Consider the following 14,886-nt stretch of genomic DNA (forward strand, 5'->3'; position numbering starts at 1 on the left):
GAGAATGATTCGGGATTTCCATAGCCCCGGCAAAAATTTTGTCTTTACATAACATTTAACAATTGGCTACTTGCAAAAGGGCCCCCCGTTATAGTATATTTGGTATAATGACGGCAAACCTGTAAAATGTGGCTGTCATCCTTATGACCCTTTCCCGCCTCGTTTCTTTCATCTACTTATGGGTGTGCATAGCTGGGTTCATAGCCTGCCGGCAGCGAAAACCCGTTGTCATCCGCGCATATTACTATTGGCAAAACAGTACCACGGTAGCAGGAGAAGAAAAAGCATTCCTGAGAAAGCATGCCGTTACAAAGCTCTATGCCAAATGCCTCGATATTGACTGGAACAGTATTAATCATGCTTATCCGCTTACCATTACCAACGTTCACCACATTGCATACGGATTCAGCCATTATAATGATACCCTGAATGCAAAGGTGGTTCCGGTAGTCTTTATGACCAATAAGACCTTTCTGCAAATTGATTCGACGGAAATACCCATGCTGGCTACGCATATACTGCGCAAATGCATACCGGGCTTTGATTCCCTGAGCATTCCGGAGCATGGGAGCTATCACTATACAGTTCCCGAAGAAGTACAATTCGATTGCGACTGGACTATAACCACCGAAGAAAAATACTTTTACTTTCTCCGTTGTGTCAAAGCACAACTTGGCGCACGTCCGGTAACTATATCGGCTACCATCCGGCTTCACCAGTTCAAAAACCCTCATCTTACAGGCATACCGCCAGCCGACAGGGGGATGCTCATGGTATACAACATCAGCAGGCTTACAGAATATACGCCTGTTAACTCCATATATGATAACGAAAAAGCGAAGCCTTACTTCACCCGTAAAAAAAACTATGACCTGCCATTGGACATTGCCCTTCCCGCCTACTCCTGGGCCATCTTCTTCCATCACGGGAAATTCAGCATGATCGACAATGGCCTCACCCGCGATTCCCTCGAAAACATGTCCTTCCTGCGTCGCGCACCCAATGGCTTCTACCAGGTGACGGCCGACACAGTGTTGAGCGGTTTATACATACGTCCGGGCGATGAGATCAAAATGGAAAAAATAGAGGAAGCCACCTTATTGCAGGCAGCCGAAATGGCTGGCAGGGCCATCAACACAGCCGCTTTCTCCGTAGCCCTCTTCGATCTTTCCACACCTGAAATACAAAACTATCGCCATGAAACCATTGAGCAGGTATATACTCGCTTTGAGCGTTAGCTTCCTGCTGGTAGCGCCCAAGAAAATAGCACAGGGATGTGGCTTTTATATGTGGCCCGGTGAATACCGCTTCTGGATGCTTCAGCCCGACCTTACCAATCAAAAGGAATTGAGCCCTTTCTACCTCGCCACTTCCTACCTGTATCCGCACACCTACCAGTCGATGGACAACAGGCATTATGGCCCCAATATAGAAGAGTGGCGCACACTGACGGCTAACAAGGTAAAGGCCGCCGACATTGACACCATTCTATACCATACTGGTACAGGTGAATTTCTCGAACAACTGGACAGTCTGGTCCGCATCAATTCATTTGCCGCCTTCCTCGCAAAGCCGGGAAACAGGGATTACCTCCAATACATGCAGCTCAGCAAAAAAGCGGAGGCTATTGCTGAAAATCCAGATCCCTGGCAGGAAGGCATTTATCCCAATCCTGTTATTGACCGTACGATAAAACAAGCCAATGCCCTTTATAATGCCACTCAAAATACAACCATCCGCCTGCGTACGGCCTACCAGCTCATGCGGCTGCACGCCTATAACCAACAACGGAATTATATTGATACAATATGGAAGGAAAAAGTAGAGCGGGTACACTCGGCCAGTTGGATCAAAACGGCGGCCATGTACATAAAAGCGCTGCATACACCTTCGCCACAAAGTGATTACCTTTTTTCCAAAGCCTTCGACCGGGGTGACTACAACCGGGGGCATTGCCTGATCAACTTCAGGTCTTCCCAACTGGACAAAGCCTTGCTGCTGGCTACCAACAAACATGAGCGAACAGTGCTGTATGCCATGAAAGCATTTACCTACCCCGGCAAAGCATTGAACGACCTGGAAAAGATCTACCGGATGGAGCCAGGTTACAAAGAGATCAATTTCCTCCTGCTGAGGGAGATCAATAAAGTAGAAGATTGGCTGCTTACACCCGCCGTAACAGGCTTTGGACCCGCGCTATACGACTATGAAATAAGCCTGGAAGGCCCGGGCGCCGCTAATTACAAAAGGGACAAGGCCTACGCAGCAGCGTTGTACGATTTCATAAAAAAAATGATTGCGGAGAACAAGAACAGCAACAAAGCGCTTTTATACCTTTGTGCGGCCCACCTCGCTTTTGTTCAGGGATATTATGCAGCGTCACGCAATTACCTTACCAGGGCAGCCGCCTTTCCCCACCTTCCAGCCAACCTTAAAACACAGTTACTGGTTAGCGATGTATTGGTTAACCTTGCCACAGAGCCTGGCTGGAGCAAGGCTGCTGAAGTGAAATTCATGCGCCTGCTCAATAGTTCTGCTGAAGAATTGGGCGTACACGATCCGGCCATCATGAAAGATCAGTTAATCCTCTATGCCGGCAGGCAGTTGATGCGCAAAGGCGACAGGGCACGGGGATTGTTGTTATTGGGCAAAACCCGCAGGGCATTGGGCACCTTATCCATCAGTACACTCAAAAGAGTGTATGAAGTTATCTGGGAAAAAGCCACCGCCGCCGACTATGACAGCATGGTATCTATACTTACCCGCCAACATCCTGCTGCCTTTGAAAAATTTGTATCAGCCGGCGTATTGAAAGATGTCTGGGACAATGATGAAGAGTATGAAGACGAGTCCAACCCCGATGCCGAAGGATGGGACATCAACAGGCTGAAAGAAGGGAAAGCAGGATACTACATCCGGGAAGATAGCCTGGAAAAAGCCTGGGAGGTGTTGAAGCAACTTCCCGACTCTCTCTGGCGACAATATCCTTACGACCCTTACGGGAAGGGCGATCCTTTTTTGGTAAACATCAATCACCCTCATAGTGTAGACACCACAGAAAAAACATACAGCAAACCGCAGCTCATTGCGCAAATGATCAAACTGAAACAACAGGCGCAGCGCGAGCCGGAAAAAGCGGCGCTGTGTTACTTCAGGCTGGCCAATGCTTATTACAACTTTACCTACCACGGCAAGCATTGGATAATATCAAAACCCTGGTGGTCGACCGGCGATGGCGATGAGTATCACCTGAAAAATGTAGTACCCGGCTTCAATGGTAACTACTACGGTTGTGAAAGGGCCAAACAATACTACCTCAAAGCATTAAAAGCAACCAAAGACAAAAAGCTCGCGTCCCTTTGCTGTATGATGGCAGGGATATGCCAGGAAAATTACAGGAATTACCTGCTGGATATAGATGAGTGGAACGGCGTTGATAAATTCGCCAACCCCTACATCAAACTGCTGAAGCAAAAGAAAATGGGTACAGACTATTACCGGGAGATCATCGAAGAATGCGCTACCTATAACAGCTATGTCAAACAATTGAACAACTAATTCACATTCACCACCTTATCTTTCGGATACTTCACACTGTAACTCAGCCGGAACTTTTTGGACTCTCCGGGCGCTAATTCTACCTGCCAGTTCAGTATCCCCAACTCTGTATTGTTGGCGGCGCCGCTGGTTTCCAGCAACTCCACTTCAATATCTTTATTCGTTGATAGGGGGTATTGGTCTTTCAGCATCATATTTACCTTCTCCTTCTTATTGTTCTTAACCGTGATCTCATAAGTAAACACCTGCTTTTTATTGCTGCCCAGGAACTTCACACTGCTGAAGTCCTTCAGCTTTTCACGCGTCACTACTACCCGCTTGTCTTTGCCTAATGTGAAATTCAGCGTATCCAGGGTGGCATTCGGATCAATCATCGTCTTGCCGATATAAGTGCCTTCAAAAATAATATTGGCTTCACCGGGCAACAGGTTCAGGCTTTCCCAGTCAGCAATATCTGCCAGCAAATAAGCATCCTTGTCCACACGCGGGGCCGTAAAATATTTAAACTGGGCAGGCACCGTGAAGTCTTTCAAGGCTACCTGTTGCTCTTTTCCATTGGTAGGCACATCATAGGGGAGGTCAATTTCAAAAGTTACATTCAGTTCATGGTCATTCACCGATACATAATCACTCAACCCTTCTTTAAGCGTTATCACCACCGCACCACCAGCGGCACGGGACCCATATTGGGCTGTGGCTTCCCCCTCCTTCAATACCTTCACATCTTTAATAGCGTTTGGATGGATCTTGTTGTATTCTTTTTTGGTAATGGTATTCCCATTCAATATATACACAGGTTCCTGGTACTGCTTCGTCTCATCAGTGGACCCTTCTTTGGAACGGCCATAACCCACTACTACCACTTCATCCATGGAGGCGGTTGCCCCTGAGAGCTTACCAGACAGCCCCGGTATCTGCGCCATAGCAGTAGCAGGATATTGATAGGCCAGGAACCAGCTTTTCAATACAGGTGCATTATTGTTCTGGTTCGGTGTAGAAGTGGCCAGCGTTAACTTCACATCATTCCAGTCAATGCCGGTGGTTTGTGTCAGCTTCGCTTTATAAGCCAGCTTTACCGGTTTATTGATATTTTCTACTTTAAGGTCGTATGTGGGCGACCAGGAGGCCAGGGGAGTGATATAAGAAACGGTGAAATTAAAGGCGCCGCCTACCGGGCAATACACCTGCAGCAGCAGCTTGCCTACTGTTTTGGTATTCTTTTGTTCCTCTTCTTTGATCTGCAGGTGCAGTTTTGACAATACGTCCAGCAGTTTGGTTTCCTTCTCCCGGCATTGGCCCATTTCTTTCTGCAGTTCCAGTGTTTTCAGCCGGTAATAATCTACCATTTTGGTGAGCTCTGCTACACTTAATCCTGTCTGCGTGCCACCAATAGATTTATTCGATTTCAGTAAGTCCAATAATTCCTGGTCGGTCTTAATGGCTACCTGTACATTGGCCAGTTCTTTGGTCACCAGCTCCAGGGAATCTTCCAGTCGCCTGATCAGGGCTGTTTTTTGTACAGGCTTCAAAAAGTCAGTGGAAAGGGTGGAGGAAAGAATGGTGACATTGCCATCATTGCCAATCTGCAGGCTGTTCATATTGATCCGGTTACTGACGCCATCAATAATCAGTTCATTATTGCCGGCATCCAGTGTTGCCCGGGCTGTATGGGTAAGCTCAGCACCTGATCGGTAAACAGTAACGGTTTTCAGGGCGGCAGCTACTATATTCTTTTCTCCACCGGCCATTGTGGGTAGGCACAAAACGAAGGAGAAAGCTACTAAAAAGGAGATATGCTTCATAATGAGACATTTTGGTGAGTCTTATCATGGATGCATCTCTCCGTCCCATTACATAAAAAAGCCCGGAACATATTTGCTCCGGGCTATATATCTTTCAGACTTTCAGTCTATTTACTATTATATAGTAGTTCGTAGTACTCAGTCGCCATGCGGCCGGCCTCGAAGCGGAAGCGTACATCGCGCATGCCGTTCCAGGCTACCTGGCGCCAGGTGTCATAATTGTCATAATACAGGGGGAGTATTTCCTTCTCCAGGATGTCGTACAGTTTATTATAATCATAATCATCCTGCTGCTGCACATTCATCTTCGCATAATCGGCCTTCGGTACTACAAAACCATTGTGGGCATGGTCCATGAACTCTGGTATCCAGCCATCATCGGTAGAAAAATTCACGGCGCCATTCATCGCTGCGGTCATACCACTGGTGCCGGAGGCTTCACGCGGCACACGGGGATTATTGAGCCATATATCGGCCGATTGTTTCAATCGCTTGGATAAGGTGAGCTCATAACCAACCAGCACCGCTACGTTCTTATAATTCTTGCTCAGGTGCACCAGGTTGTTGAACTCATTGATCGCCGGGTAATCCATCGGGTAGGGCTTGCCTGCCCAGATGATCTGCACCGGGTATTTGGTGTTGGACAATAATTTCTCAAAACGCGCCTTATCACGGGTAAGGAATTCAGCCCTTTTATAGCCGGCAAAACGGCGCGCCCATACAATGGTGAGCACATTGGGGTTAAACACCTTACCGGTTTGGTCGGCTACAATCTCAAAAGCTCTTTTCTTCAGGTACTTCTTGCGGTCATCCCACCAGGTGTCATTGTTTTCATCCGAAGCGCGGTACAACTGTTTATCGGCCCAATAGCTCCAGTTCTGCGCATTGGTGATAGAGATGATGGGACAAATGCCGGGATACTTGCTCCACATTTGCCGGGATACCTCGCCATGTAAGGCCGATACGCCATTGGCCAGCTTGGCAAAGCGCAGGGCCACGAGGGAGTGGTTAAACTGGTCGTCCTGTAAACCGGTAAGCTTGCGCACTTCATCCAGTCCCAGTCCGCAGAAATAACTCATCTTATGGCAAAGGTTGATATCGTGCTTTTCATTGCCTGCTTCTTCCGGCGTATGGGTAGTGAATACGAGTCTTTTCTTAATGTCTTCTACATTACCGAATTTTTTGTACAGGTAGAACACAGAAGAAACGGCATGCGCTTCATTGAGGTGATAACGCTCGGGGTTGAAACCTATCTCATCCATCAGCTTGGCGCCGCCCACACCCAGCAGGATGAACTGCGCTACCTTGGTAGCTACATTCGCATCATAGAGGCGGTGGGTGATCGTTTGCGATACATAGTCATTCTCCGGCAGGTCGGTGCTCAGCAGGAACAGGGGCGCCGTCCTGAATGTTTCGGGATTCAGGTACCAGGCTTTCACCCATACCGGGTGGTCATGTATAATGATCTGGAACTTGATGCCTGTATCTTCGAGGAAACTGTAATGCTTTTCCATCCAGTTTACCTGCAGGGTCTGGTCCTGGTTGCGCGCCTGGTCATAATAACCGTATTTCCATAAAATACCAATGCCCACAAGGTTTTGGCGCAGTTCGTAGGCGCTCCGCAGGTGCGAGCCGGAGAGGAATCCCAATCCTCCGCTATAGATCTTCAATGGCTGGTGTACCGCGAACTCCATGGAAAAATAGGCTACCCGCCTGGAGAAACGCTCATCCGCCTGATAGGGTACTTTAAAGTTAATAAAACTCATATGCTGTTATACTTGATCATCAATCGTATTCCCATCTACTCACAACTCACTATTTGTGTATTTTTTACACAACAAGGGTGCAATATACTGGTAAAAATCTAAATGCATTGGTTTCACAACAGTCAACACATTTAATGCCAATACCAACGAAACAAAAAGACGCTTATTGCCTGGACCGGTTTTCCTTCTTACTTCCAACTCCTAATGCTGTCTTCTGAATGCTGTTTTCCAAATTCTGAATTCTGAATTCTGTATTCTTCCTCCTACTTCTTCTTCACCACCTTCTTCTTCGGATAACTGCCTTCAAAAAAACATTTAATATCACGGTAAGAGCCGCAGCCACCGGTCTCTTTCATCACCACACGGCTGGTACTAAAATTAAATTCCAGGGTGCATGGATTGCCGCCTTCCTGGAAAACGGCTACGGTAGGCGATACAAAACGGGCTGTTCCTTTCAGTTCGCCCCGGCAATCGCCTTTTTCAAAGTGAACAAAAAACTGCGGTTCGGAGGCGCGCTTCCCATCGCGTACGGCAATAAAATTCTTTTTGTCTTTTACATAATCGCCGGAGTACTTGTTTTTGGCGGGGAAAGTATCAATGGGATTGATAACATTGGCAATGATCTCTTCATTCGGTTCGGTAAGGATCAGGGTAAACTCGTTGGCGCCGCTGTTAAATATGTACACATTGCGCTTAAAAGTTGTTTCATTATTACCCCGTTTTTTCTCATAATAAGTAGTGATCTGGAATTTCCTGTCCAGCACCCCATAGGCCGATGAATGCTGGTCAAATCCTGTTTTTAACAGGGGCAGCATTTGCAGGAACTGGTTATCCTTGTCAAAGCAGGCCAGGTAGGCCACCCGTTTGGCGCCGGTAGTGGCTTTGATGAACAGGTAGGTTTCCTTGTCTTCTTCGCGGGTACGGCCCAGGGGAAATAGCTTGGGGGTAACGCCTTTGCCAAAATCCTTTTGTACCAGGCTGTCCGGGATGAATTGGGTAAATATCTTATACCCGATCTGCAGGGAATCTGTACTCTTTTTGACCAGGGTCGTGTCTGCTATGCGGATGGGCAGGGGCTTTTCGGGGAAAAACTCGATAAACTCTTTTATACTCACTGTTTCATCATCCTGCAGGGAAGTCTTTTTTCCTTTACAGGCCACGATCAACAGGAGAATGGGTAGCCAGGACAGATATCGTTTCATATACCGGGTTAAATCATTCACGGTTAAAAGTAATACATCCCCCTCACTCACTGAAAAGATTGTGTTTTAAGTTTCACGAATTAATTTTAGATTTGTCTAAATTTTAATTTAGGCGCTGCACAGAACAATGCATAAATGATGACAACCGTTAAATATTCCAGTAGTACGGAAAACTACCTCAAAGCCATCTTCCACCTGCAAAAGAGTGATGGTATTGTAACCACCAATGATGTGGCCAATGAGTTACAAACCCGGCCCGCTTCGGTGACCGATATGCTCAAAAAGCTCAAGGCGCAGAAGCTGCTCTTATATGAAAAATACAAGGGTTTCAAGCTCAGCAATGAAGGGCGCAAGGTAGCCCTGCAGATCATCCGCAAGCACCGGCTGTGGGAGTACTTCCTGGTGGAGAAACTGCATTTCGGATGGGATGAGGTACATGAAATTGCGGAAGAACTGGAACACATCAGCAGTAAGAAACTAATAGACCGGCTCGATGAATACCTGGGCTTCCCCAAATCAGATCCGCATGGCGATCCCATTCCCGACAGCAATGGCAAGTTCACCCTGCCCAAACAGGTAGACCTGCTGAACCTGCCGCTGAATAAAGTAGCGGAGGTAAGCAGCATTGGCGATCAAAGTCCTGAAATGCTGGAACTGCTGGGACATAAAGGCATAGCGCTCGGAACAAAGCTCGAAGTAAAAAAGAAGTTCGCTTTTGATAACTCACTGGAATTAAAATGTAAGAACCAGGCCGGCGTTACCGTAAGCGAGCATGTGGCCAAAAATGTGTTTGTAAAGTATGATGAATAGATTAAAACATGAACAGTCGCTCAGCGAGGTACATGAATCAATAGATGTCAATAACAAGGCGATCGGCTGGAAGCGCGTGCTGGCTTTTTTCGGACCCGCTTATCTCGTCAGCGTAGGGTATATGGACCCCGGCAACTGGGCTACCGACCTGGCCGGCGGCAGTAAGTTTGGCTACACCCTCATCTGGGTATTGCTCATGAGCAATATCATGGCGCTGCTGCTGCAAAGCCTCTCCGCGCGTCTGGGCATTGTGCGGGGCCGCGATCTGGCGCAGGCCAACCGGGAAACCTATCCCAAAACCATCAATTTCTTTTTATACATCCTGGCCGAAGTGGCCATTGCGGCTACCGACCTGGCCGAAGTGCTGGGTATGGCCATCGGCATCCACCTGCTCACCGGCATGCCTATCTTATGGGGCGTGGCCATTACGGTGCTGGATACCTTTCTGTTGCTGTACCTGCAGCGGCTGGGCATGCGCAAAATGGAAGTATTCATCATCGGCCTCGTAGCCGTGGTAGGTTTTTCCTTCCTGGTAGAGATCCTGCTGGCAAAACCGGCACTGTCGGATATGGCCTCCGGCCTGGTACCCCGGTTACCCAATGATGAAGCATTGTACATCGCCATTGGTATCATTGGCGCTACCGTAATGCCGCATAACCTCTACCTGCATTCGGCCCTGGTGCAAACGCGTAAGATCAACCGCACCAGGCAGGGCATCAAACAGGCCCTGAAATGGAGCTTTGTCGACTCTGCCATCGCCCTCAATGTGGCTTTCCTCGTAAACGCCGCCATACTCATACTGGCCGCTACGGCTTTCTTTAAGCAAGGCCTTGTTGTAGATGAGATCAAGGATGCGCACACCCTGCTGTCCGACGCCTTGGGCACCAAAATAGCCCCCATACTATTTGCCGTTGCCCTCATCGCTGCCGGACAAAGTTCTACCATCACAGGCACCCTCGCGGGGCAGATCGTCATGGAAGGTTACCTGCGCCTGCGCATCAATCCCTGGATACGGCGTTTGCTCACCAGGCTACTGGCCATTATTCCGGCCCTCATCGTGATCTATATTTTCGGCGATAAGGAAGTAGACAGCCTGCTCATCCTGAGCCAGGTCATCCTCAGCATGCAACTGGGCTTTGCGGTGATCCCGCTCATCCATTTTGTGAGCGATAAAAAAGCCATGGGCGCTTTTGCTATCAAGCCCATTGTACAAATAGCTGCCTGGCTCATAGCCACCGTACTGGTATACCTCAACATCCGCATGGTGATCAATGAGGCGGGTAAAGTGTTTAATGAACCAGGGAATCTTTTCTGGAAAGTGATCATTGTGGCAGGCGGACTTTTATTCCTGCTCCTGTTGCTGTTCACCGTTTTCTATCCTTTGTTCAGCAAGCGGGCGAAGCCGGTATCCATACAAATGCACCCCGATGTGGAGGGCCTGAAGCCGTTGGTAGTGCCCACCTATAAAAAGATTGCCGTAGCGCTGGAATTTGGCGAGCGTGATTCAGCCCTGCTGGCGCATGCCATCGGGCAGGGGAAAGCGGATACGGAGTACGTGCTCATCCATATTGTGGAAAGTCCTACTGCGCGGTTGCTGGGGCAGGAGAGTGACGACTTTGAGACGCGGGCCGATGAAGAGCGCCTGCAGTTCTACATCCGCCAGTTGTCCGAACGGGGATTCACCACCACGGGGCACTTGGGTTTCCGCGACCGGGCCAAAGAGATTGTGCGACTGGTAAAAGAGAACGGGGCCGATATGCTGGTCATTGGCGCCCACCGCCACAGCGGCGTGAAAGACTGGCTCTATGGCGAAACGATCAACTCGGTAAGGCATGAGCTGACAATACCAGTACTCGTAGTAAATCTTTGATTTTGCGTTTCGGGTTTTGCGTTTCGGGTTCTTTAGGTGTAGCAACGTAACAAGTTGCGATTTGGTGGTTTGTAGAACTGTCATTACAAAAACAGCAGGCTGAAAATAGGCAGGTAAGCTCAAGTCGCGGCAGCAACCCGAAACTCAGAACTCGAAACCCTGGACTTCTTCTTCTTCCGGCCCAACCAGATCATAACACCGGTTACAGGAAGAGAAGCCGCAATCAAACTGGCAAAGAAGGCCAGGAATTTACCCGGCAGTCCCCATACGGCGCCGGTATGAATATCATAATTCATGCGGTAGATCTTATCGGCTGTACGGGCCTCCTCTATTCGTCCCCACACATGCTTCACCGGTATTTCTTTCAGGGTGTATTGGTCATAGAAGCGGTAATCCGTTTGCCAGTACGTGTCTTTATCTGCATTCAGGGCAGCTTCAATAGCGCCGGAGTCTGAGGTGGGGAAGTGCATTTCAATCACCTCGGCATGGGTGGCTTCCTTACGCAATTGCTCCCAGATCACATCTACCGGTTGGGTATAGAGCGGTTGGGCATTTTTATCCGACAGCGGCTCTTCATACACGATCGATTTCTCCCCGCCCACGCTCCAATAGGCTGCTTTGGCAAACCATTGGAATCCCCATACCAGTCCGGTCAGTGCAATAAAGATCACTACCCAGGTCATATAAAAACCAAACACATTGTGCAGGTCATAATTCACCCGGCGCCAGCGCGCATTCCATTTTACGCTGAAGCGTTGTTTGCGGGCCGCCTTGTTCTTAGGCCACCAGAGGATGAGGCCGGAGATCATCATCACCACAAATATCAGTGTGGCGGTAGCGATGATGGGCTGACCAATAGCCGGCGGAAGCCATAAATAAAAGTGTCCGTCCAGCACCCAGGGGAAAAAGCCGGATTCCATATCCTTTGCCTTCAGCACCTGTCCGCTATAGGGATTGATGTATACAATATCATAGTAGTTCTCCGGCTCAAATTGATAAAAAGATACCTGCACGGCATCGGTTTTACTACCATAAGCTACACTGTGTATCTTTTTGCCGGGTAGTTCCGCTTCTGCAATAGCCCTTAGCCGGGAGGGCTGGATAGTGGGTTTGTTTTCCGCTTGTACAAACCGGTAGGGTTGCGTCATCTCCTGTATCTCGGCCTGGAACGCATACAGGCAGCCGGTAACGGCTATAATAAACACAATGGCCCCCGAGGTAAGCCCCAGCCAGAGATGCACTTTACCAATGATCTTTTTGAAAGACATGGCTGCAAGATAGGAAGGGCCATTTGCTAAATTGGGAAAACTGTTTACGGAAAGCGGAAAGAAGCCGGAATACTATAAAAAAAGCGCCTCCTGTATCCAGGAAGCGCCCTTAAAATATCAGCGACCGCTAACGGCTGTTTTAATCGAGGCAAAGGCGCTAATAGCTAACGGCTAAAAGCTAACAGCTTCTTCCCCTACGCACTACACGTCACACAACCCTCTTCCATCGTACACGTAGCACCCACAGGGATCACATCGCCATCGGCGCCTTCCACTACCTTCAAGGAATGGTTATCGGTGAGCGGCTCGGTCATCTTGCCGCCTTGTTTTTCTACCGTAAACTGTACGGCCTGGGAGGCTGCCTTGGTACGCAGGTAATACATACCGGTTTTCAATCCCTTCTTCCAGGCATAAAAGTGCATGGAGGTGAGCTTGCCGGTAGTGGGCGCATCCACAAACAGGTTCAGCGATTGGCTCTGGCAGATGTAGGCGCCACGGTCGGCGGCCATATCGATCAGCGTACGTTGCTTGATCTCCCATACCGTTTTATAGATATTCTTGATATGCTCGGGCAGACCATCAATCTTTTGGATAGAACCATTGTGTGAAATGATCCTGTTCTTCATCTCATCATTCCACAGGTTCAGCTCTACCAGGTCTTTCAGCAGGTGCTTGTTCACCACTACAAATTCCCCGCTCAGTACGCGGCGTACATAAATATTGGAAGTATAGGGTTCAAAGCACTCATTATTGCCCAGGATCTGGGAGGTAGAGGCGGTAGGCATCGGCGCCACCAGCAGGGAGTTGCGGATACCATGCTTTATCACTTCTGCTTTCAGGCTGTACCAGTCCCAGCGCAGGGTAGGTTCTGTGCCCCAGGCGTCGAACTGGAAAATGCCTTTGGAGGCAGGGGAGCCGGCAAACGTTTCATAAGGGCCTTCTACTTTCGACAGGTCTTTGCTGGCGGTCATCGCTGCAAAATAGATCGTCTCGAAGATCTCCTTATTCAGTTGCTTCGCCTCTTCGCTTTCAAAAGGCAGGCGCATCAGGATGAAGGCATCGGCCAGACCCTGTACACCCAACCCGATGGGACGATGGCGCAGGTTGGAAGTGCGCGCTTCTTCTACCGGGTAATAATTATTGTCAATGATCTTGTTCAGGTTCTTGGTCACTTCATACGTTACCTCGTACAACTTCTCGTGGTCAAACTGGCCATTGTTCACAAAGCGGGGCAATGCCAGGGAGGCGAGGTTACATACCGCTACTTCATTTTCAGAAGTGAACTCCAGGATCTCTGTACACAGGTTGCTGCTCTTGATCGTGCCCAGGTTCTGCTGGTTCGATTTGCGGTTGGCGCTATCCTTGTACAGCAGGTAGGGGGTGCCGGTCTCGATCTGTGCGTCGAGGATGGCAAACCACAGGTCCTGCGCTTTCACCGTTCTGCGGGCGCGGCCTTCCTGCTCATATTGGTGATACAGTTTTTCAAATTCTTCTCCCCAGCATTCATGCAAGCCCGGTGCTTCATGCGGACAGAACAGGCTCCACTGGCCATCGCTTTCCACGCGCTGCATAAACAGGTCGGGGATCCAGAGGGCATAAAACAGGTCCCTGGCGCGCATCTCTTCTTTACCGTGGTTCTTGCGCAGGTCGAGGAACTCAAACACATCGGCATGCCAGGGTTCCAGGTAAATGGCGAAAGCGCCTTTGCGTTTGCCGCCGCCCTGGTCTACATAGCGGGCCGTATCGTTAAATACGCGCAGCATGGGGATGATGCCATTGCTGGTACCATTGGTGCCGCCGATATAGCTGCCGGTAGCGCGGATGCCGTGGATAGAAAGACCGATACCGCCGGCGCTCTGTGATATCTTGGCCGTTTGTTTCAGCGTATCATAAATGCCGTCAATGCTGTCTTCCTTCATCGTGAGCAGGAAGCAACTGCTCATCTGTGGTTTGGGCGTACCGGCGTTGAACAGGGTAGGCGTGGCATGGGTAAACCAGCGCTCCGTCATCAGGTTATACGTCTTGATGGCGCTGTCAATATCTTCCTTGTGAATACCGATGGCCACCCGCATGTACATGTGCTGGGGACGCTCTACCACTTTACCATCTACTTTCAGCAGGTACGATTTCTCCAGTGTTTTAAAACCGAAATAATCAAAGCTGTAATCGCGGTCGTAAATAATCGTGCTGTCCAGCAGCTCGGCATGTTGCTCAATGATTGCCCATACATCATCGGCAATCAGCGGAGCGAGCTTGCCGGCCTTGCTGTCTTTGCATTCATACAGCAGTTTCATCGTGCCGCTGAAGCTCTTCGTGGTATTTTTATGCAGGTTGCTCACGGCTATGCGGCTGGCCAGCAGGGCATAGTCGGGGTGTTTTACGGTCAGGGAGGCCGCTGTTTCCGCAGCCAGGTTGTCCAGCTCGGTCGTGGTCACCCCATCATACAATCCTTCAATTACTTTCTTGGCTACATCAATGGAGTTTACAAACCGCCTGTCGAGCCCATAGCATAGTTTTTCTATGCGGGCAGTGATCTTGTCAAACTTGACAGATTCTTTTTTGCCGTTTCTTTTTATTACAAACATGGGTCAGTAAGTATTTATGATAAGT

The 14,886-nt window shown here is 49.1% G+C and carries 9 protein-coding genes; 4 read left to right on the forward strand and 5 right to left on the reverse strand.

Annotated elements, in window-relative coordinates:
* Positions 1–128 precede the first annotated feature (128 nt).
* Positions 129–1,238: a hypothetical protein gene (locus HB364_RS32500; protein ID WP_167292631.1), complete on the forward strand. Its 1,110-nt coding sequence runs from the start codon at positions 129–131 to the stop codon at positions 1,236–1,238.
* Positions 1,198–3,558 (forward strand): hypothetical protein, encoded by a 2,361-nt coding sequence (locus HB364_RS32505; protein WP_167292632.1) that lies wholly within the window; start codon positions 1,198–1,200, stop codon positions 3,556–3,558. The genes HB364_RS32500 and HB364_RS32505 overlap by 41 nt, the downstream gene beginning before the upstream one ends.
* Here HB364_RS32505 and HB364_RS32510 read toward each other — a convergent pair.
* The 3 genes from HB364_RS32510 to HB364_RS32520 form a co-directional block, all read right to left on the reverse strand.
* On the reverse strand, positions 3,555–5,360 hold the full coding sequence (locus HB364_RS32510; protein WP_167292633.1) for a DUF4139 domain-containing protein: 1,806 nt from the start codon (positions 5,358–5,360) through the stop codon (positions 3,555–3,557). The genes HB364_RS32505 and HB364_RS32510 overlap by 4 nt on opposite strands.
* Positions 5,361–5,467: 107 nt before the next feature.
* Positions 5,468–7,126: an alpha-glucan family phosphorylase gene (gene glgP / locus HB364_RS32515; RefSeq protein WP_167292634.1), complete on the reverse strand. Its 1,659-nt coding sequence runs from the start codon at positions 7,124–7,126 to the stop codon at positions 5,468–5,470.
* Positions 7,127–7,389: 263 nt separating this feature from the next.
* A complete protein-coding gene (locus HB364_RS32520) occupies positions 7,390–8,328 on the reverse strand; it encodes a hypothetical protein (protein WP_167292635.1) in 939 nt (312 codons plus the stop codon).
* A gap of 138 nt (positions 8,329–8,466) precedes the next feature.
* Here HB364_RS32520 and HB364_RS32525 point away from each other — a divergent pair, with 138 nt between their 5' ends.
* Together HB364_RS32525 and HB364_RS32530 are read left to right on the forward strand one after the other, a co-directional pair.
* Positions 8,467–9,138, forward strand: coding sequence for a metal-dependent transcriptional regulator (locus HB364_RS32525; RefSeq protein WP_167292636.1), 672 nt, complete (start codon positions 8,467–8,469; stop codon positions 9,136–9,138).
* Positions 9,128–11,008 (forward strand): Nramp family divalent metal transporter, encoded by a 1,881-nt coding sequence (locus HB364_RS32530; protein ID WP_246228687.1) that lies wholly within the window; start codon positions 9,128–9,130, stop codon positions 11,006–11,008. The genes HB364_RS32525 and HB364_RS32530 overlap by 11 nt, the downstream gene beginning before the upstream one ends.
* 119 nt (positions 11,009–11,127) lie before the next feature.
* Here HB364_RS32530 and HB364_RS32535 read toward each other — a convergent pair whose 3' ends face one another.
* Entirely contained in the window at positions 11,128–12,276 is a 1,149-nt protein-coding gene (locus tag HB364_RS32535) for a PepSY-associated TM helix domain-containing protein (protein WP_167292637.1), read from the reverse strand.
* Positions 12,277–12,470: 194 nt separating this feature from the next.
* The gene (locus HB364_RS32540) at positions 12,471–14,861 is read right to left on the reverse strand and encodes a ribonucleoside-diphosphate reductase subunit alpha (RefSeq protein ID WP_167292638.1); all 2,391 of its coding nucleotides are present in this window, start codon (positions 14,859–14,861) and stop codon (positions 12,471–12,473) included.
* Positions 14,862–14,886 lie beyond the last annotated feature (25 nt).

The sequence above is a fragment of the Paraflavitalea devenefica genome (assembly GCF_011759375.1).
In the GTDB taxonomy this organism is placed as follows: Bacteria; Bacteroidota; Bacteroidia; order Chitinophagales; family Chitinophagaceae; genus Paraflavitalea; species Paraflavitalea devenefica.

Coding starts and splice junctions, on each gene's coding strand:
- HB364_RS32505 (WP_167292632.1), top strand. CDS start 1,198: ATGAAACCATTGAGCAGGTATATACTCGCTTTGAGCGTTAGCTTCCTG.
- HB364_RS32510 (WP_167292633.1), bottom strand. CDS start 5,360: ATGAAGCATATCTCCTTTTTAGTAGCTTTCTCCTTCGTTTTGTGCCTA.
- glgP (WP_167292634.1), bottom strand. CDS start 7,126: ATGAGTTTTATTAACTTTAAAGTACCCTATCAGGCGGATGAGCGTTTC.
- HB364_RS32520 (WP_167292635.1), bottom strand. CDS start 8,328: ATGAAACGATATCTGTCCTGGCTACCCATTCTCCTGTTGATCGTGGCC.
- HB364_RS32525 (WP_167292636.1), top strand. CDS start 8,467: ATGACAACCGTTAAATATTCCAGTAGTACGGAAAACTACCTCAAAGCC.
- HB364_RS32530 (WP_246228687.1), top strand. CDS start 9,128: ATGATGAATAGATTAAAACATGAACAGTCGCTCAGCGAGGTACATGAA.
- HB364_RS32535 (WP_167292637.1), bottom strand. CDS start 12,276: ATGTCTTTCAAAAAGATCATTGGTAAAGTGCATCTCTGGCTGGGGCTT.
- HB364_RS32540 (WP_167292638.1), bottom strand. CDS start 14,861: ATGTTTGTAATAAAAAGAAACGGCAAAAAAGAATCTGTCAAGTTTGAC.